Below are 19,159 nucleotides of genomic sequence, written 5' to 3'. Positions count from 1 at the left end.
TTTCTTTTTGCTTTTCATGACTATGTAATTCGGACGGTCAAAGTCATTTCCAGAAGCAACATTAGAGCCTTCCTTGTTCGATCTCATCAAAATTAACATCAATGAGTTTATCCGATTTGGGGTTAACTAAAACATATACATGTACTTTCTTTTTTTGTTGATTAGTGATGAGGGAAAATTCAAAGTTATACTGGACTCTTTCATCAGAGATGAAGACCTTTCCTTGATACGTATAGTCACTAATCTGCGCATTTGGATACTGTTTTTTTGTCTCCTCGACCGCAATTTTCCCCCATTTTGCATAATCTGGCGGTTGTGCTTGACCAATGGTTGCGGGCAGTAAAAGAAAAATGAAAAGGATAGAAATCATCACTTTGCGAATAGTGTTCATGGTTTAAAGCCTCCTCTTTTATGGTTACCTGTCTATTTTCCAACTGTTGAAGAAAAATTATTCTTTTATTTATTTCATTAGAAGAGTTCGGCTGAAATAAAAGGGGGTTACTACCAATAGCAATAGGGGTAGTGACAGGGTTCTTGCTCTAGTCCGTCAGATAATTTCCAATAAAAGTAAATATTGAGTACTCTTTACTTCATAAAAAACCTCATTTCTCGCTTACAACACTGAGAAATGAGGCTTTGGTTACTTCAAAAAAGCGTCCGATTGTTGAAGATCCATAATATTTTAAAGTGCTTCTAAAGCTACTAGCGCATATTGAACTAGAGCCTCTCGTTTAGTGAAAATCAGACTGCAAACAATCACAGAGGCAACAAGGAACGTATTGAACCTGTACTGAAAGGCAGTGATTTTGCTGGTTTTCAATCAGGAGCCACTCCAGCAGACATTAAAACTGAACAGAATTTTGTGACAAAAGCTGATGTCATTACATTGATTTATCCTATTTGGTGGACAGGACTTCCAGCTATTTTAAAAGGATATATTGATCGAGTGTTCTCCTATGGATTTGCTTACGCTTATGGTGAAGATGGGAACATTAATAAACTTCTTACAGGGAAAAAAGGGGTTATTATTAATACACACGGAACACCAAAGGATATTTATGATTCTATTGGCATGACGGATGCCTTAAAGAAAACATCGGATACAGGTATTTTTGATTTTGTTGGTATCGAAACGTTAGAACATTTATTCTTTGGAAGTGTTCCTCAAGTAGATGACGCTACTCGAAAAGGTATGCTAAACCAAATAGAGGACAAATTGAATTCTCTTTTCTAAACAAAGAATAAAAACAAAAAAGGCTCAAGAAACCTGACTATACAAAGTTTCTTGAGCTTTTTTTCGACTTTCTGGAACGAGAATTATGTAAAATAGGCAGACAATTATTCTGCAATTTCAGCAAATAGAAGTTATGTTGATTATTCAAGAATAGGGCGCTTTTTTTCGATAAGACAACATAAATGATATGCAACAATCGGGGGCGATTGCAGCACATAGTATCGTCCCCTTTATGTAAGAATTGGGCAGTTTAACGGAGTAATCGAATTCGATCGTTATTCTACATTAGGGCCATATTGTTGAAGAATTAAATCCCAATGTCTCATTTATATCACTGAGACATTGGGATTTTTAATACTGGAATATCCTTAACGTTGTAAATACGTATTTTGCTAGCGGTACCCTTAAAAGAGAGAATGAAATCTCTATGTAATTTTGGGTTTTTTAGAAGATAAAATTTAATAAAAAAATTTAAAAACAAAACTTTTATTTCGATATTCCGTCTAAGTATTGAACATCAAGAAATGGAGGGGGGATAATTTTGTGGGAGTATAGAAAAGAAGAAATTGCAGATTGGTATGAACAACATAGTAAATCAGTTTTAACCTTTATTTTATTGATGGTTAAAGATTATCAACAAGCAGAGGATTTGACCCACGATACGTTTGTTAAAGCCTATTTGTATTATGACTCATTTAAACATCATTCTAATGAAAAAACATGGTTATTTAGTATTGCTCACAATCTAACGGTTGATTTTTTAAGAAAGCGTAAGCCTAGCATGTTTATTAAAGAATTATTTATTTCGCAAAAAGACCATAATCCATTGCCTGAAGAAATTATTAAAATCAAAGAGAATTCATATGAACTTTATAAAGCGTTAAGTGAAATCAAAGATACTTATAGAAAGGTGATAGTTCTAAGAAAGATCAAGGGTTTTTCTATTGAGGATACCGCGAAGATTTTAAGTTGGTCTGAAAGTAAGGTTAAATCGACGCTATTTAGGGCGATTCCAGTTCTGAAAAAACAATTAATAAAGGAGGGGTTCTTGGATGCAAAAACATTTTGAAGACGGTTTTGATGATCATTCTCTAAAAAAGTTAGAAGATGATATTATATGGAATAAAACACAGAAAAGGGAACTAAAGAACCGTATTTTGACTGATGTTGAAAATTTAGAGAGCATGAAAAAGATCCCTAATATGTTTTATAATATCAAAAAACTCGGTCTGATTAGAAAGATAACTTACTTTGGTTTTGCTTTAATTATTTTATTTGGTTTATTTGTTGGTTCTGCATTTGTTTCTCCTACTATGGCAAAGGTAATTTCTAATTTTCCATATTTAGGTTTAATTTTTCAATCTAAATCAGTAGATAGCTTGATTTACGAAGAACTACAGGAAAAAGGTTATAACATTACGACAGGAATCCGATACGAGCCTGAAAAAATAGTTGAAGTAAGTATAGAGGGTTCAGATGATTATTACAATGAAGTAAAAGATGATGTCGAAAAGATTGTAAATGGAATTTTAAAATCAAAAGGGTATGATGCATATTTCGTAAAAGTTAATAAATTTGTAGCCAAAAGCGATTATGTCCTTAATGAGGAAGAAACGAAAGAAAAAAACCTACTAGAAGATGAAGTTACAAAAAAGATCAAACAATTGGATTATAAGTTTGATATGGTACAAGTCGACCCCACGGAGAAAACAATTTTCATAAATATAGTCGGTTCCAAGAAATACTACAATTCGATTCAAGATGCTGTTGAAAAAACGGTCATAGAAGTTGCAAATGCGAATAAATATAAAGATTATAAAATTAATGTAACGAGAGTAACAGTGAAGGTAACAAAAGCCGATAAAGGAGCTCAAATTATACCTGCGATTGCTGAAGGGCTTTTGTCGAAAAAGGAATTTAAGGTTACAGGGGTAAGTTATAAAAGTGAACCGTTGAGCATTATAATAAAGACCTCTATCTTAAGTTCTGATCCAACAGCTAAAACACTTGGAACTGAAATTGAATCAATGATTCTTGATTTTCTAACATCAGAAGAAATATCCTCAATATTAGAAAATGAATCTTATGAAATTATTGTAAATAGCAAGGACAATAAGAAGATAAATTAAAGAGAAAAGGCTGCTTAGTCAGCCTTTTTCATTTACGATAAGCACTATTATGTTAAATAGACGTGAAAGAACTATCTTAATCTTATTCAACAATTTATTCTTCGTTAAGGGCAAGATGGATAAAACCTCTCTGGAGTCAGAGACCTTGGCACGTTACACATTGATATGATACGGCAACTCGGGAGACCCTACCGGTCTTTTCTTTTTTTTTTTAGAAGAGTATGGTGTACAAGCGATAACAAGCAAGGAAACCAAATGCCGATGTAGGGAGTCGGATAGCAGCGTAGTACCGATGAAGTTGGGTAATGCCGATGGAGGAAAGGCTAGCTACCAGTTATCACCCTTACTAGGGACACATTTACTACACACAGAGGTAGGGATAATAAATGGAAACAAAACTAGCAAAATCTGATCCTAAAATGAAATTTACATCTCTTGTACATTTACTAAATGAGCAATCACTAGTTCAATGTCATCTTGAATTACCTAATAAGAAGGCAACTGGAGTAAACGGTACAACTAAAGAGCAATACAGTGAAAATCTAGAAGAAAACATAGAGGATTTAGTATGTAGGCTTAAAAGCAAAAGCTATCGTCCTGTTCCAGTAAGGAGAATGTATATTCCAAAGCTCAACTCAAACAAGAAAAGACCATTGGGAATACCGGAACATGAAGATAAGATTGTTCAAAAGGCATTACGAAGATACTAAATACCATCTATGAAAATGATTTTCTAGACTGCTCTTTTGGATTCCGTCCAAATCGTAATTGCCACGATGCTTTGAAAATACTGAACCACTACATTGAAAAGAGGTCAGTAAACTATGTAGTAGATGTAGATATTAAAGGATTCTTTGACAACGTTGACCACATATGGATGATGGAGTTCTTAAAACTGCGAATTGCTGACCCTAACTTACTAAGTATAATTGGTAGGTTTCTTAAAGGTGGATATATGGAGGAAGGTAGAAAACACAAAACAGATAATGGTACACCGCAAGGTGGAGTAATATCACCTGTATTAGCTAATGTATACCTCCATTATGTCCTCGACCTTTGGTTTGAGAAAAGGGTTAGAAAACAGTGCAAAGGACAAGCATACATAGTGAGATATGCAGATGATTTTGTTTGTTGTTTTCAATATAAGAGTGAAGCTCAGGAATTCTTCCATTCTTTAAAGATGAGATTAAAGAAGTTTAACCTAGAAATAGCTGAGGATAAAACCAAAATTATTCCCTTCGGGAGGTTTGCGGAGAAAAATGCAAATCAAAAGGGAGAGGGTAAACCAGCAACCTTTGATTTCTTAGGCTTTACACACTATTGTGGGAAGAGTAAACAAGGTAACTTCCGAGTAAAGCGGAAATCAAGTAGGAAGAAAGTTCAAGGCAAACTCAAGGAATCTAAAGAATGGTTAAAGAATAATAGAAATAAAGATATTCATATGATTATGGATAGATTCAAACGCTCACTAACAGGTTATTACAACTATTACTGCATCACAGATAATACCCAAAATGTTAACAACTTCAAAGACAAAATCCAATACTTACTGTTTAAGTGGCTCAATAGAAGAAGTCAAAGAAAATCCTTTACTTGGGATAAGTACAGACTCTTTCTTGATAAATATCCACTACCATCACCAAGAATTAAAGTGAATATATACGATTTAAGAAAAGAGATTAGCTACATTCTGTAAATGATGACTAGGAGGAGCCGTGTGCGTTAATAGCGCAAGCACGGTTCTGTGAGGGGGGAGAAATACAATCTACCGCAAGGTAGAGAGGTTCTCTTCTACTCGACTAGTGCAAGATAAATAAAAAAAGTAACCCATAGGGCTACTTTTTTATTTACCAATATTAAACCAACCTGGCATTGCTTGAATAACATTCCATAGTTTTTCTGGAATATTAAGCTGGTCAAGTTTCGATACGTCTAACTCAGAAGCAACCTCCGCTTCAAGCCCATTTGCGACCTTTTCAACCCAATCAGGATTCATAATTAACGCATGCCCAATGGCAACTAACGGTAATCCTAATTCCATAGCTTTAAGAGAATCATCTGGTGTTATCATGGAACCAGCAGCCAATACAGGTACCTTACCATTTGCTTTTTCAAGAATCAATTCAAGGCGTGTTTTTTCATCTTGACTATCTACTGGCTTTGAAGACACATTATCTAATGAAGCGTGTATATAATCTAAATTTTGTTCAACAAGGAAATCAATTAATTCATACGTGTCTTTCATACGTAATCCGTCCTTTTTAGAGGATTCTTCAGGGGAAAATCGATATCCTAAAATGAATGGTTTTGTAGCATGTTTTTCAATGACATTTTTGATTTCTTCAATAATTGCCAACGGAAAACGCAAGCGATTTTCAAGTGATCCTCCCCATTGGTCCGTCCGTTGATTCGTTGCTGGCGACCAAAAATTCTGAATTAAAAATCCATGAGCCCCATGAATTTCGACGCCATCAAATCCGGCTTCAATCGCTCGTCTTGTTGTGTCTCCAAAAGCACGTACAATCGACAAGATCTCCTCATGTGATAGTTCTCTTGTTTCTGAAGTTGAACCTAAATTAGTAACTTCGGGTTGCAATGCACTCGCACTAACTGCATCCAATCCAGACAAGGCTTTATTACCCGCATGAAAAATCTGTAATACCGCAGGGGAGCCTCCACTTTTCGCTGCATCAGCTAATTTTCGTAAACTTGGAGTAAATTCATCATTGTATCCAGCAAATTCATTCGTAAAACCTTGCCCATTAGGTGTAACATGAGTACACCCTGTAATGACGAGTCCTACTCCATTTACTCTTTGTTTGTAATACTTTACCTCGTCATCCGAGATGGTAAGGTCCTCATTACTTGACCAGGTTGTCATAGGTGCCATGACGATTCTATTCTTAATTGTTATTCCGCTTTTGAATGTGAAGGATTCAAATAACCTACTGTATTTTTGATTCATTTCTTTAACCTCTCTATCGAATATTCTTCTAATGTTGAGTTAATCTGACTACTATTATTACCATTCTGAGCCGTTACAACTATCCCTATTAGAAGTTCTACTTTAGTGTAATTGGTTAACGTTAGGGTAAGTCAAGTATTGATTTTTATATGATTATATAAAGGATTGTTGTGTATATATTCTCCCTTATGATATATTATAGTTACAGTAACTGTAACTAAAAGGTGGGAAAATAAAATGTTGTATCCGATGAAATATGTAGTGGAGAATTTAAATGTATCTGCAAAGACACTTAGATTTTATGAAGAGCAAGGGATATTACCAAATATATCTCGTGATGAAAAAGGTCGTAGAGTTTATAACGAACAACAAATAGATTGGATTTCTTTTATTCGTTGTCTAAAAGAGACAGGAATGCCTCTTTCTAAAATAAAAGAATATAAGGAACTTTATGAATTAGGAAACCCTACCTTCCTGCAAAGAGAAGAAATGTTGATGCAGCATAAATTGGAAGTGCAGAAGAAAATTGAAGAAAGCGTAAAACACTTGGAAGAAATAAACTATAAAATAGCCATGTATGAACTTCAGAAAGAAGAGGTTAGGAAAAATCCTAATTATAACTTTAAATGTCACGGTCTGGAGATTAAGAATGTGAATTAATGTACTTAAGCTAACGGGTGCGTTAGTTCTATAAGAATTAAGTGACTTTATGAGTGAAGTCAGATTTTATTTATTCAATTATAGGACGCTTTTCTTCGATAAGACAACATAAATGATATTCAACAATCGGGGGCTTTAGTGAAAGAAGAATTAATTGATTTTAAGATTGAAATCATATTTTAGGTATTCCAGAAAAGGGCGCACTTCTTGAATAAGAAGGCGTCCTTTTTGAATCGGGCAGATTCTGAAGTAAGGAAATTAGTTAGTTCATCTTGAATATGTAGTTATTCCATTAAAGGGCAGTTTAACGGAGTAAGCGGATACTGAAGTTCTTCTACATAAGGGCCATTTAATGGAACAAGACTTATTGAGCTAGGCAGGTTTATACTTTGCGGTCTATGGCAGCAACCCTGTCAATACCCCAAATTGGAAGGATCTAAAATTTTATAGGGCTGATAAGGAAATAAAGTATCAGCATATTGACCAGCTGTTTAGTGATACCGTTGACTGGGATCTAATTGAAACACACTGGCAAGACCTACTCCAAGTAAAAATGTTATTGGACTCCTCTTCTCAAATGAATATTAGCATGTTAGAATCTAGATATACTTGTATGGTAGTATGGTAATATGGTGATAAGGAGCGAGATTAAGTGAATAAAGATTCAAAAATGAAAGCTGGCTCAACAAGAGAGCAGATTTATTCTCTTTTAAAAGAAGAAATATTAAAATTTCGACTTTTACCGGGTGATAAAATTTCTGAGAAAGAAATCTCAGAGAAATTTAAAGTAAGTCGAACACCAGTTAGAGAATCCTTTATTCAGCTATCAAAAGATGGATTATTAGATATTTATCCTCAAAAGGGGACATGCGTTTCGTTAATTGATTTAAACCTTGTGGAAGAAGCACGATTCATGAGAGAGCATTTAGAGGTTGCGGTTATTCAACTAGCTTGTGAGACTTTTCCACAGGAAAAGCTATTTTCTTTGGAAATGAATTTAATGATGCAAGAAATGTGCATGAAGGAAAAAAATTATGAAAAGCTCTTTCAACTAGATGAGGAATTTCATCAAACGATTTTTGATGGGTGTAAAAAAGGAAATATTTGGTATGTGATTCAAAGTATGAACATGCATTTTAAACGATTACGTATGTTAAGATTAGCAACAAATTTAAATTGGGATGGCATCTATCATCAGCATTTACTTCTTATAGAAGCCATTAGAAATAAAGAGCCGGAAGTAGCTGTAAAGATGATGAAGGAACACTTAACAATGGTTATTTTTGATAAAGAAACACTTAGAAAAGAGTATCCTACTTATTTTAAGTAACAATGAAATAGAAAATTGAAGATTCAATGATTTTACTATCTTCGATTTTTATTTTTATTGTAAGCGTTGTCTATTGTGTTTAATCACAAACAGACTAAAAATTATTACTGTTGCAGAGGTGTTTTATGATTTAGAACTAGTCAAGGATATTATGAATCGTAGGTTAGACGAGTTTTGGAGGGATTAAGTGATGAAAATGGTGTTTAGATGGTATGGCGAGGGCAATGATAGTGTGACCCTCGATCAGATTAAGCAAATCCCTGGTGTTGAGGGAATTGTTTGGGCACTTCATGATATTCCAACAGGTAAAGAATGGACAATGGAAAAAATTCTTGAAGTAAAAAAACAAGCGGACGAGTATGGGTTAAACATAAAAGTTGTTGAAAGTGTAAATGTTCACGAAGATATAAAGCTTGGACTACCGACTAGAGATCAGTATATTGAAAATTATAAAAGAACGATCGAGAAGCTAGCGAAAGTTGGGGTTAAAGTTATTTGTTATAACTTCATGCCGGTATTTGATTGGATCAGAACTGATTTGCATAAAGAACTAGAAGATGGTTCTACTGCCCTTTTCTATGAAAAGGACAAGGTTGACAATATGGATCCAATGGAGTTAGTAGAAGAAATAACAAAAAACCCAGATTTTACAATGCCGGGTTGGGAACCAGAAAGACTAGAACATCTTTCTAATCTTTTTGATGCATATCAAAATGTAACAGAAGAAGATTTATGGAATAACCTTCAATACTTTTTAAAACAAATTATTCCTGTCGCTGAAATAAACGATATCAAAATGGCGATTCACCCTGATGATCCGCCTTGGCCTGTTTTCGGATTGCCAAGAATTATAACGAACAAAGAGAATATTAAAAGATTGTTAAACCTTGTTGATAACCCTTACAACTGTGTCACCCTATGTAGCGGTTCTTTAGGTGCAAATCCTGATAACAATGTAGCAGAAATGGTAAGAGAATTCGCAGATCGAATCCCATTCGCACATATTCGGAATGTGAAAATCTATGAAAATGGCGATTTTATAGAGACGTCCCATCGAATTACTGATGGTTCAGTAGATATTTACGATATTGTGAAGGCTTATCATGAGAATGGTTTCACTGGGTATGCAAGGCCAGACCATGGTAGACATATTTGGGGTGAGGAATGCAGACCTGGCTATGGGCTTTATGACAGAGCTCTTGGAATTATGTATTTATGGGGCATTTGGGATGCGTTAGTAAGATCTGAACAGGGGGGAACGTCATGCTAGGAATAAATGAAAACTTAAATGGAAAAGTAGCTGTTATAACAGGTGGAAGTGGAGTTCTTTGCAGTCAAATGGCTAAAGAACTTGGCAGACAAGGAGTAAAAGTAGCTATCTTAAATAGAACTGTAGACAAAGGCGAAAAAGTAGCAGAAGAAATAAGACAAGCTGGTGGTAAAGCTATTGCAGTTGCCTGTAATGTGTTAGATATTGAAGATGTAAAGAGAGCAGAAGAAATTATTACCGAACAATTCGGCGTTTGTGATATTTTAGTCAATGGCGCAGGTGGAAACCATCCTAATGGCACAACCACAAATGAAACGTTAAAGCCGGAAGACCTGATGAATAATGAAATTACTTCATTTTTTGACTTAGATGCTGAGGGTTTTGGATTTGTATTTAACTTAAACATTCTTGGAACACTCATACCAACACAAGTATTCACAAAGAAAATGATCAATAGAAAAGGCTCAATTGTGATAAATATGTCATCGATGAGTGCGCCTTGTCCAATGACAAAAGTTCCAGCTTATAGCGCAGCAAAAGCAGGTATTGATAATTTTACCCAGTGGATGGCTGTTCACATGGCTGAAGTAGGAATTCGCATAAATGCTATTGCACCGGGCTTTTTCTTAACAGAACAAAATAGGAAGCTATTAACGAATGAAGATGGCTCGTTAACTGAGAGATCTCAAAAAATTCTATCTCACACTCCAATGAGGCGGTTTGGTAAGCCGGAGGACCTTTTAGGAACATTAATTTGGTTAGCTGATGAAAACATGTCAGGCTTTGTAACAGGTATCACTATTCCGGTAGATGGCGGATTTATGGCTTATTCTGGAGTATAATTTTAAATCTCAATTTAAGGAGTGTGTGAAAGTGAAAAAAATTGACATCCTTAGGAGAATCGTTGACGTTGGTGTTGTGTCTGTTGTAAGAGCAGACAATATTGCTCAAACGAAGGAAATATCTTATGCGTGCATTAAAGGTGGAATATCAGTAATTGAAGTCACCTATACAGTACCAGGTGCTTCGAATGTTATCACTGCATTAAAGGAGGAAATTCCCGGAAGTGATCTGATTGTTGGCGCTGGCACAGTACTAGATTCCGAAACAGCTAGAATAGCAATATTAGCTGGAGCCGACTTTATCGTATCTCCTGGTTTTGATTTAGAAACGGCTAAACTTTGTAATCGATATCAAATTCCATACATGGCTGGTTGTATGACGATAAAGGAAATGATTCAAGCATTAGAAGCAGGATGCGACATTATTAAACTATTCCCAGGAAGAGCATTCGGACCTACCTTTGTAAAAGATATTAAGGCACCACTTCCGCAAGCAAACATTATGCCTACGGGAGGAGTAAGCCTGGACAATGTAAAAGAGTGGATCAAAAATGGCGTAATCGCTGTAGGGGTTGGAGGTGAACTTACAAAAGGATCATCTGAACAAATCACTGCAAAAGCAAAACAATTTGTAAAAAAAGTGAAAGAAGCTCGGCAGGAACTAAATGAAAAAAGGTGAGATCAAATGAAAAAGGTTGTAACGTTAGGTGAAATCCTTCTTAGACTATCACCTCCAGGAAATAGTAAAATCATCGGCACATCGCTTTTAGATGTAACATATGGCGGAAGTGAAGCAAATGTGGCTGTATCTTTAAGTCAATATGGAATCAGCACATCTTTCGTCACGAAACTCCCTAATAATGAAATTGGAGATGCAGCAATTAACAAGTTAAGAGAATTTGGAGTTAATACTTCTAATATTATTAGGGGCGGCGATCGAATCGGGATTTATTTTTTAGAAAACGGCTATTCAGTAAGATCGAGCAAAGTGGTGTATGATCGAAAAAGCTCTGCCATAACGGAAGCAAAAATATATGAATTTAACATTGATGAAATATTCAAAGATCAGGATTTGTTCCATGTGTCCGGAATTACATTAGGAATAAGTGAAGAAAGTTTTCAACTGGCGAAAACGTTAATAAAAGCTGCAAAAGAAAAAGGATTAAAAGTTAGCTTTGATTTTAATTATCGGAGCAAGCTATGGTCTTTAGAACAGGCGAAGGAAAAGTTTGAACAAGTATTAGAGTATGTTGACATTATTTTTGCAGGCCATCTTGATTTTACAAATATTCTTGAAATTAAACCTGAAAAAAGTTTGGAAGAAACCGATATTTTAAGCTATTACGAGGACTTATATTCAAAGATTTACAAGAAATATCAATTTGAATACATTGTATCTTCGATTAGGGATGTTAAATCTGCTTCAAGAAACCATTACCAAGGTATACAATATGATGGAAAAAAAATCTATCAATCCAGACACTACTCCATCGATATCGTTGATCGAGTTGGAACGGGCGATGCTTATACTGCAGGGTTCTTATATGCCTATTTATCAAATATGGATAATGGCTATAAAGTAGAATTTGCTGCTGCAGCGGCAGCTTTAAAACATACAATACCTGGAGATATGACCATCTCCAAAGTAGAAGAAGTAGAAAATCTTTTCAAATACTCTTCCTTTCATGTTCAAAGGTGAAGGTAATTCCTATTGATAAAAAGTCTATCTAGGGATTGACCATTTAGACATTTTATTAAGTCATCTATTTACTTAATGGATTTTTTAGGATTTTAATACTCATGATGTAATAAACATACTGTTTGTAAACTTTGCTGAGGAAACCTTCAACTCACACTACCATACAAGTGTGGTAGTGTGAGTTGAAGGGGTGAATATTTACACTGAAATGAAAACGAATACAATATATATCCTAAATACTTTATATCTCATATTGATGGATAATACTGTAAATTACAGTATGAACTTGGTTTCGGATACAGGAGATTAATTGGAAATTCCAATAGGAGCGAAACGGTAATTGGCAGAATTGTAAGAGAAAACAATAATCGTCTAGTTAGAAACGAAATGAAAATTTAAAAAGACCAGAATTATTTTAACAATATTTGTTGGTTGAACTAGTTTGCTTTACACTGACGATTGTTTGTTAAGTTTAATAATTTGTAAACGTTTTACGTTTTAATAGTTTAATTAAGAAGTTTCATTTTCAAATATTTTCCAATTTATGACATTAATACTAGGGGGAAGAATAATGTTCAAGAAATATCGGTGGTTTATCGTCTTTTTACTGTTTCTTGCAGGAGCCTTTAATTATATGGATCGAGTGGCATTCTCAGTAGCGGCTCCCTTTATCTCAAAAGAATTCAATCTAACTCCTACCCAACTGGGGTTATTATTCAGTAGTTTCTTTATAGGTTATGCCATCTTCAATTTTATTGGTGGATATTTAGCTGACCGTTTTGGACCAAGAAAAGTATTTGGTGGATCTTTAGGGCTTTGGTCGATTTTTATTGGTGCTACGGCAGTAACGTTTAATTTCACGTCGTTGTATATTTCTAGATTATTCTTTGGTTTTGCTGAAGGTCCTGTTGCAACCACATCAAATAAAATGGTTAACAACTGGTTTCCTGCTAAAGAAAGAGCAAGTGCTATCGGAATATATACAGCAGGAATGCCTTTAGGAGGTGCGATAGCAGCACCCCTTGTGGGTCTTGTTTCTATTCAATATGGATGGAGAACAGCTTTTATCGTTTTAATGATTTTAGGATTATTGCTAGCTTATTTTTGGATGAAATTAACAAAAGATCATCCGAAGCAACATCCAAAAGTTTCTGAAGCTGAGTTAATGGAAATTCAACTAGGTCAAGGCACTGGTTCTGATCCATCTAAAACAGAAAGAGTAAGTCTATGGAAAACAATTAAACATCCGACGATTTTATTTACTGCTGTTGCATTTTTTGCTTACAATTATAATAATTTCTTTTTCCTAACTTGGTTCCCTAGTTATCTAACAGATGCCAAAAATCTAAGTGTCCATGACATGAGCATTGTAACAGTTATTCCTTGGCTTGTAGGGGCGATCGGATTATTTTCTGGTGGATTTATATCTGATTACATTTATAAAAAAACAAAAAAACTAATGTTTTCACGCAAAATTATTCTTGTGACGGGGTTGTTTGGAGCAGCTATATGTGTAGGTTTTGTAGTTTTAGTTGAGACTGCAGCAGCTGCTGTAGCATTGATGGCTATTGCTGTCTTTTTCCTTTACCTAACAGCTATGATCTACTGGGCAATTATTCAAGATACTGTACCTAGTAATAACGTGGGTACAGCCGGCGGATTCATTCATCTTATTTCGAATATATCCGGAATTATTGCACCAACAGTTACAGGGTATTTTATTGAAAGTACCGGAACTTTCAATACCGCATTCTTCTTGGCTGCATCATTGGCTATATTTGGGTCGTTAGCAGTGGTGTTTTTTGTAAAACCTATTAAAACAGAAAAGGGTACTGCCAATATTAATACTTTGCATAGCTAATGTGTTTATAGAGAATAGGTAATTATATACATTTATTGATTTTAAAATTGAGTTAGCCTTTGGTTAGGGCTAGCTTTTTTGTGTGCCAGGCATGTTCATCAATTTGACGGTGAAAGTCCGTTATGGGCGTTGGGATATGCAAACCATTAGTTAAAGGCAAGGGTGTCCATGGCGACGTGGAATCTGAAGGAAGCCATAGACATAGCGTGGAGTTCTTCTTGTACAACCTCAATAATATAGGAACAATATGAAACTTACTAAAACATTGATAGAAATAATTCTAGATCGAGATAATCTGAACCAGGCCTTTGAAAGGGTCAGAAGAAATAAAGGAGCAGCAGGAGTCGATGCGAAAGATATAGAAGCTACTCGCCTACACTTGCTGTTGCTTGGGAAAGGCAAAATAGCTCAATGGATTTGTTTTTTTTTATGATTTCACAGATGACAAAGAGTTTTAGGTTTTAGTTAATGATTAAAGAAAATACCATGATAAATTTAGGGGAGTTGCACGCTAAAAACAAACGATGATAAACAGAAAAAACCGTTCAATTTTTTGAACGGAGAGAATCAAATTAGGTGCCTTCTGGAATTTTGAGTTGTTCAACCATTTTTTTGCGTAATCAATTAGATAAACAAGAAATAGAAACCACAATACAGCGTCCAAAAATCAACTGGCTTAATTTTAATAGGTTTTGGCATAAGAACAGGAATTTAAATTCATTTACTAACACGCGCACGGGTAGTACTAGCATAGTTCCAATAAGGAGTAAATAAGAATCCTGTTTATATTCAAGTGTTAAAAAACTCGAAAAAAACCTCGAATCGGCACCAAATTACCCGAAGTGATTCGAATAATAATTATATAACAGGCAAACAGAAGAACGATATACCCCATAAAACGGAATCGAGTAAAACTGAAGCCGGGTGGATTGCTAAGTTATTCATTTACCGGCATAAAACCTTCCAAATAAAAACCCGCGATCGAGGAACTGTGTCGCGACAACGGGTTCATCATGCTTAAAACTTTGAACTATTCTACAACAGGTACAGCAACAAAGGACGGATGCTGTGGATCATGGTAGATTGTGATCTCTCCACCCAACTGGTTTAATTCTTGCTTCATAGGTGAAATGGCATGCGGGAAGTCACTTGGCCCAATAGCAACTCTTAGGCGATGGCCTGCCTTAATAACCGCATTGGTTGGAAAAATTTCAATATTCAACTTCATGATCTCACCAGGAGTAACCGGCAGAACGGAGTCCTTAGTAAATGGATGCCAAGGTTGAATGTTATTCCCTTCCACAATCCGGCTCTTCGTAGTATCTACTGCTCTGAAGGATGCAGCAAGCAAACCAGCAGTAATTTCCGTAGAGGTTCCGTCAGGTGCAACATCCGTGACTCGCACAGACAGGACAGCGTCTTTTGCTGTGGTAGAAGCATATATTTCAGCTCCAATGGGTCCTGAGAGCTTAAGGTCATTAACCAGTTCCGGCGTCGTGTAAGTGACCTCGCTCAGCTCAGTCAAACGATTATCCTTGGTGCACGGCAAAGCCCCAAGAAGCCCTGCAGTCCACTGGTTGGCACTTCCCGAGCAGACCCCGGTAACCGGTTGCTGAAGCAAGGTTTCAGAACCTCCAACAGCAGGTGCATCCGTTGAAAGAGCTTTAAAGTTGCGTAAATAATAACGTTTCGTATGAGCGAGCGGGTTAGGCCAATCGGATTGAACCTCGAAGTGTCCGCCCCCTAGCTCAAATTGTGTCACATCTGGAATTTCGTTAATGTTTGTGTTAATACCTTTCAAATAGTTATCAAACCAGCGCAGGGCAACCTGGTCGAGGTTGGGGATACCGTCTGCAGGCAATCCACTTCCCCAGTTACCGTGGGTCCAGTCACCCATCAGAAGCTTCGCTGTCACTCCATTTTTTTTCAGAGCCTCATAGAGAAGTGGTTCGCCACGCTGGAAAATATCATGGAGACCCCCAGTGATAAACGTTGGAACCTTCACCTTATCAATCACCTTAAGGGGTGAACGCTGATGGTAAAATGGACCGTCATAATCAAGATCGCCACCTGTTGCCATCGAGAGAAGCGTTGGCTCGACAAAACTGAGATCCCCAGCAACGTGACCGTTAATTGTGGAAGTGGCCGATAATGGGTCTTCCAATGTGTACGTAGGCGGTATAACACCCCCGATCGTAACTAGAGTAACCCAATAAGGAATAAACGCAGTGTTCATTAATCCACCTGACATCGCAATATCACGATAGCTGTCACCCAATGGCACAAGAGGGAAAATCGCTTTCAGAGCGGGTGGCTGTTGAGCTGCAGTAAAAAACTGATTGATGCCCAGATAGGATCCGCCCCATAAACCAACTTTGCCAGAACTCCAAGGCTGGATAGCAGCCCAGTTTACAATCTCTAAGCTGTCATGTTGCTCAGCTTGTCCAAATGCATCCCAGGTACCTTGGGAGCTTCCAGTACCTCGAACATCGACAACTACGTGAACATACCCGCGCTTCACAAAGTACGGATTCTCACGAAGCCCCGGCTGCGCCCCTGCGCCCACCTCATAGTTTTTATTGTAAGGGGTCTGTGTCAAGATTACCGGAAAATGTCCGGGAGCATCAGGACGATAAATATCAGCTCTTAATACAACACCATCTTGCATGGTAATAGGTATATCTGCCTCTTTAACCAAACCGTATTGTTCCGGCCGATCGTAAAAACTCCATTGTTTAGTGGCAGCATGTGCGCTATTTCCCGGTATAAAAAAAGTGAGCGCCAACAATAATGAAACAACAATACTCAAAAATCTCCCCATATCTTTTCCCCCATCCGATTCGTTGGTTAATATTTCTGTAATAAAAAAGAGACCCAACATAAATTTGCCTGTTAAAAACAGGACAATTCATGTGAATCTCTCAATCTCCATCACTATAAAATATTAACTTAGAATTTATTAAATCAGGAAGTGTAAGCGTTGTCAACAGCGAATAGTTTTCACATTACAGAAAATGCTTCCATTTGAATAAACTTTGATTTTTCAGATCGATCACACACCTTTTTTTAGAGTGGTAGGATCAGTAATCCAAGTTTCATAGATTTCTTGAACGAGAACAAAAATGGAAAAATAAGAAAGCGGTTGCATTTGTAAATCGGCGACATATTAATGCATCTCGCAATCGGGCCAGTTTAATTGAACAAGGAATTGGCATGACACCTTAATTAGTGACCTCTCTACAACAAGCCGCAAATGAATTTTGACCAATTAAAGGGATTAAATTGGAGGGAATAGAAAATGGATGTAAAAACACTTTTGTTACAGCAATGGGCAAGCTGCTTAGATGAAGAAGACTGGTTTCCACCACTTGAAAAAGTGCTAGAGGATATCACTTTTGAACAGGCAATTTGGAAACCAGCTGATGGGGCAATGAATTCCATTTGGGAATTAGTTTGTCATTTACTTTTCTATGAAAAGAGATTTCTGATGCGATTTCTTGGTGAAACAGCGAATGAACCACAGGCAGAAAATAATGAATCTACATTTCGATTACCAACTGAGACGTTAGAAAATTGGAAGGAAACAAAACAAGAATACTTTTATGTTCATCGTGAACTTGGAAAAATACTAGCAAAATCAGAACATGAAGATTTGTATAGACAGATCCCAGGAGAAGATAATTCATTAGTGCTTGAACTGAAGAGTTTAGCAATGCACGACGCATCTCATATTGGGCAAATTGTATTCCTTAGTAAAATGCAAGGAGCTTGGGCAGGGAAACGCAGCTTTTAAAAAAGCTTCATTAGCTTTACAGTTATTCCATTATAGGGGGCGATTGCTGCATATAGTGTGATCATCTCCTTAGTTAAGAATTGGGCCAGATTATGGAGCAAGGAATAAAGCTATTTTCTTGTAATGGGAGGTTAATTTAGGAAGAAAATAATGGTAAAATTAGTAAGATCCTTTTTGGAAACTAATTAATTGAAAGGGTTACTATATCTTGGAGTATGGCATTTTAATTTTTATTATGAAAATGCTTTAGGGAGGGTGAAATGGAACCGAAAATAAATATCAATAATTCAACACATTTTTCCTGGCTGTCGCGTTGGCCGCAGTGGACTGGGTATGCAGCTGCTCTATGGTCCCTACTATACGGGTTACTCGGGATGTACTGGTTATTAGGTGGCAACGGATTTCCTTTCGGTAATAACGATTCACGGGCAGAAATGATGGGATCATTTTTATCAAATCTTAATGTTGATGTCGGGGGAGCAGTCATTGCTATAGCTGGATTGATAGGTACAGTAGTAGCTATAGCGATGATAATGACATGGGGAAGTAGTAGTCGTTTTCCTCGTGCAATATTTCTCTCCTTTGCTTGGATAATGAGTGTGACGCTTATATTTATAGTTCCAGATTCGCGAATTGTGCAGAACTTTGCTTATTTGTTTTTGCTTCACTTTGATCTGCTGGATTGGAGAGTTATTAATCAAGTTTTTTGTATAGTTGGCGGGTTCATATGGGGCGCTTCTGCAATAGCATATTATCGTCTTACACAGAATGCTTGCGGCAATTGTGGCAGGAATGACGCTACAGAAGGATCATCAGCGAAAGCAACAGCAAAGTGGGGAAAGTGGTTTACCTATTTAGCCGTTATTATGGCATTGCCATACGGTATTGTCCGATGGGCGTGGGCGTTAGGAATTCCTTTGGGGACAAACGACTCATCAATGGTTGGGAATGAAGACAATGTAATAGTTGAAGCCATACTGGGAGGATTATGTATTGGCGGTGGAATTCTAACTCTTGGACTTATTCAAAGATGGGGAGTGATTTTTCCACGGTGGTGTTTTTTTCTAGCAGGTAAACAAATTCCAATTTGGTTTGTTATGGTTCCTGCTATGTTGATGTCGGCTATTATCACGATAACGGGGCTAAAGCTCAGTCCACAAATCATATTTATGATGGTTAATGGCTCAATTACCAATGAAAATTGGGGACAATTTGTTCCTTTTTTGTTCTGGTTGCCATGGGGAATATCTCTAGGGATAGCAATTCTAGCCTATTATTTAAAAAGGCGGGGACGATGCAAGCATTGTGGTAAACTTTAACTCATCATTTTAATGGTCATTTAACATAAATAAAACCAAATGTGGCGAATTTAGATT

Annotated in this window: 17 protein-coding genes and 3 pseudogenes; 15 read left to right on the top strand and 5 right to left on the bottom strand. The window is 36.5% G+C overall.

What is annotated here, in order from left to right; translation table 11 throughout:
- Nucleotides 1–61: 61 nt before the first annotated feature.
- Together QFZ72_RS28665 and QFZ72_RS28660 are read right to left on the bottom strand one after the other, a co-directional pair.
- Complete coding sequence (locus QFZ72_RS28665; protein ID WP_307440505.1) at nt 62–391, bottom strand: DUF3889 domain-containing protein; 330 nt, start codon at nt 389–391, stop codon at nt 62–64.
- A 291-nt stretch (nt 392–682) separates the two neighbouring features.
- Complete coding sequence (locus QFZ72_RS28660; RefSeq protein WP_307440503.1) at nt 683–820, bottom strand: hypothetical protein; 138 nt, start codon at nt 818–820, stop codon at nt 683–685.
- Between QFZ72_RS28660 and QFZ72_RS28655 the strand changes: the two are divergent.
- The 5 genes and pseudogenes from QFZ72_RS28655 to QFZ72_RS28635 all read left to right on the top strand — a co-directional run.
- A pseudogene (locus QFZ72_RS28655) lies at nt 782–1,234 on the top strand (NAD(P)H-dependent oxidoreductase); the annotation flags it as partial. The gene QFZ72_RS28660 and the pseudogene QFZ72_RS28655 overlap by 39 nt on opposite strands.
- Before the next feature lie 541 nt (nt 1,235–1,775).
- Nucleotides 1,776–2,303, top strand: a complete 528-nt coding sequence (locus QFZ72_RS28650; RefSeq protein ID WP_307440501.1) for an RNA polymerase sigma factor — start codon at nt 1,776–1,778, stop codon at nt 2,301–2,303.
- Complete coding sequence (locus QFZ72_RS28645; RefSeq protein ID WP_307440500.1) at nt 2,287–3,363, top strand: DUF4030 domain-containing protein; 1,077 nt, start codon at nt 2,287–2,289, stop codon at nt 3,361–3,363. Before QFZ72_RS28650 ends, QFZ72_RS28645 begins: the two co-directional genes overlap by 17 nt.
- A gap of 386 nt (nt 3,364–3,749) precedes the next feature.
- Nucleotides 3,750–4,073: a reverse transcriptase family protein gene (locus QFZ72_RS28640; protein ID WP_307440498.1), complete on the top strand. Its 324-nt coding sequence runs from the start codon at nt 3,750–3,752 to the stop codon at nt 4,071–4,073.
- Nucleotides 4,058–5,059, top strand: a complete 1,002-nt coding sequence (locus QFZ72_RS28635; protein ID WP_307440672.1) for a reverse transcriptase domain-containing protein — start codon at nt 4,058–4,060, stop codon at nt 5,057–5,059. Before QFZ72_RS28640 ends, QFZ72_RS28635 begins: the two co-directional genes overlap by 16 nt.
- A gap of 147 nt (nt 5,060–5,206) precedes the next feature.
- Here the strand turns inward: QFZ72_RS28635 and QFZ72_RS28630 are convergent, their stop codons facing one another.
- A complete protein-coding gene (locus QFZ72_RS28630) occupies nt 5,207–6,328 on the bottom strand; it encodes an NADH-dependent flavin oxidoreductase (protein ID WP_307440497.1) in 1,122 nt (373 codons plus the stop codon).
- A gap of 237 nt (nt 6,329–6,565) precedes the next feature.
- Between QFZ72_RS28630 and QFZ72_RS28625 the strand changes: the two genes are divergently transcribed.
- The 8 genes and pseudogenes from QFZ72_RS28625 (at nt 6,566) to QFZ72_RS28590 (ending at nt 13,990) form a co-directional block, all read left to right on the top strand.
- The gene (locus QFZ72_RS28625) at nt 6,566–6,988 is read left to right on the top strand and encodes a MerR family transcriptional regulator (protein ID WP_307440495.1); all 423 of its coding nucleotides are present in this window, start codon (nt 6,566–6,568) and stop codon (nt 6,986–6,988) included.
- 424 nt (nt 6,989–7,412) lie between these two features.
- A pseudogene (locus tag QFZ72_RS29720) lies at nt 7,413–7,538 on the top strand (Tn3 family transposase); the annotation flags it as partial.
- Between the two features lie 120 nt (nt 7,539–7,658).
- Complete coding sequence (locus tag QFZ72_RS28615; RefSeq protein ID WP_307440670.1) at nt 7,659–8,318, top strand: GntR family transcriptional regulator; 660 nt, start codon at nt 7,659–7,661, stop codon at nt 8,316–8,318.
- Nucleotides 8,319–8,508: 190 nt separating this feature from the next.
- Nucleotides 8,509–9,588 carry a mannonate dehydratase gene (uxuA, locus tag QFZ72_RS28610; RefSeq protein ID WP_307440494.1) on the top strand — a complete coding sequence of 360 codons (1,080 nt, stop codon included), beginning with the start codon at nt 8,509–8,511 and terminating at the stop codon, nt 9,586–9,588.
- Nucleotides 9,582–10,430 carry an SDR family oxidoreductase gene (locus QFZ72_RS28605; RefSeq protein ID WP_307440492.1) on the top strand — a complete coding sequence of 283 codons (849 nt, stop codon included), beginning with the start codon at nt 9,582–9,584 and terminating at the stop codon, nt 10,428–10,430. Before uxuA ends, QFZ72_RS28605 begins: the two co-directional genes overlap by 7 nt.
- A 31-nt stretch (nt 10,431–10,461) precedes the next feature.
- Nucleotides 10,462–11,109 carry a bifunctional 2-keto-4-hydroxyglutarate aldolase/2-keto-3-deoxy-6-phosphogluconate aldolase gene (locus QFZ72_RS28600; protein ID WP_307440490.1) on the top strand — a complete coding sequence of 216 codons (648 nt, stop codon included), beginning with the start codon at nt 10,462–10,464 and terminating at the stop codon, nt 11,107–11,109.
- A gap of 6 nt (nt 11,110–11,115) precedes the next feature.
- Nucleotides 11,116–12,129, top strand: coding sequence for a sugar kinase (locus QFZ72_RS28595; RefSeq protein ID WP_307440488.1), 1,014 nt, complete (start codon nt 11,116–11,118; stop codon nt 12,127–12,129).
- Nucleotides 12,130–12,700: 571 nt separating this feature from the next.
- Nucleotides 12,701–13,990: an MFS transporter gene (locus QFZ72_RS28590; RefSeq protein WP_307440486.1), complete on the top strand. Its 1,290-nt coding sequence runs from the start codon at nt 12,701–12,703 to the stop codon at nt 13,988–13,990.
- 511 nt (nt 13,991–14,501) lie between these two features.
- On the opposite strand, the pseudogene QFZ72_RS28585 reads toward QFZ72_RS28590, so the two are convergent.
- Nucleotides 14,502–14,648 (bottom strand): annotated as a pseudogene (locus QFZ72_RS28585) (hypothetical protein); the annotation flags it as partial.
- A 372-nt stretch (nt 14,649–15,020) separates the two neighbouring features.
- Nucleotides 15,021–16,871: a CocE/NonD family hydrolase gene (locus QFZ72_RS28580; protein WP_307440484.1), complete on the bottom strand. Its 1,851-nt coding sequence runs from the start codon at nt 16,869–16,871 to the stop codon at nt 15,021–15,023.
- A gap of 417 nt (nt 16,872–17,288) precedes the next feature.
- Between QFZ72_RS28580 and QFZ72_RS28575 the strand changes: the two genes are divergently transcribed.
- Nucleotides 17,289–17,783 carry a DinB family protein gene (locus QFZ72_RS28575; RefSeq protein ID WP_307440482.1) on the top strand — a complete coding sequence of 165 codons (495 nt, stop codon included), beginning with the start codon at nt 17,289–17,291 and terminating at the stop codon, nt 17,781–17,783.
- A gap of 260 nt (nt 17,784–18,043) precedes the next feature.
- Entirely contained in the window at nt 18,044–19,102 is a 1,059-nt protein-coding gene (locus QFZ72_RS28570) for a hypothetical protein (RefSeq protein ID WP_307440480.1), read from the top strand.
- The last annotated feature ends 57 nt before the right edge of the window (nt 19,103–19,159 follow it).

This window comes from Bacillus sp. V2I10 (genome assembly GCF_030817055.1).
Lineage (GTDB): Bacteria > Bacillota > Bacilli > Bacillales > Bacillaceae > Bacillus_P.
The sequence above is the reverse complement of the archived record's forward strand: the minus strand, read 5'-3'. Positions and strand labels throughout refer to the sequence as shown.

Coding starts and splice junctions, on each gene's coding strand:
- QFZ72_RS28665 (WP_307440505.1), bottom strand. CDS start 391: ATGAACACTATTCGCAAAGTGATGATTTCTATCCTTTTCATTTTTCTT.
- QFZ72_RS28645 (WP_307440500.1), top strand. CDS start 2,287: ATGCAAAAACATTTTGAAGACGGTTTTGATGATCATTCTCTAAAAAAG.
- QFZ72_RS28640 (WP_307440498.1), top strand. CDS start 3,750: ATGGAAACAAAACTAGCAAAATCTGATCCTAAAATGAAATTTACATCT.
- QFZ72_RS28630 (WP_307440497.1), bottom strand. CDS start 6,328: ATGAATCAAAAATACAGTAGGTTATTTGAATCCTTCACATTCAAAAGC.
- QFZ72_RS28625 (WP_307440495.1), top strand. CDS start 6,566: ATGTTGTATCCGATGAAATATGTAGTGGAGAATTTAAATGTATCTGCA.
- QFZ72_RS28615 (WP_307440670.1), top strand. CDS start 7,659: ATGAAAGCTGGCTCAACAAGAGAGCAGATTTATTCTCTTTTAAAAGAA.
- uxuA (WP_307440494.1), top strand. CDS start 8,509: ATGAAAATGGTGTTTAGATGGTATGGCGAGGGCAATGATAGTGTGACC.
- QFZ72_RS28605 (WP_307440492.1), top strand. CDS start 9,582: ATGCTAGGAATAAATGAAAACTTAAATGGAAAAGTAGCTGTTATAACA.
- QFZ72_RS28595 (WP_307440488.1), top strand. CDS start 11,116: ATGAAAAAGGTTGTAACGTTAGGTGAAATCCTTCTTAGACTATCACCT.
- QFZ72_RS28590 (WP_307440486.1), top strand. CDS start 12,701: ATGTTCAAGAAATATCGGTGGTTTATCGTCTTTTTACTGTTTCTTGCA.
- QFZ72_RS28580 (WP_307440484.1), bottom strand. CDS start 16,871: ATGTTGGGTCTCTTTTTTATTACAGAAATATTAACCAACGAATCGGAT.
- QFZ72_RS28575 (WP_307440482.1), top strand. CDS start 17,289: ATGGATGTAAAAACACTTTTGTTACAGCAATGGGCAAGCTGCTTAGAT.
- QFZ72_RS28570 (WP_307440480.1), top strand. CDS start 18,044: ATGGAACCGAAAATAAATATCAATAATTCAACACATTTTTCCTGGCTG.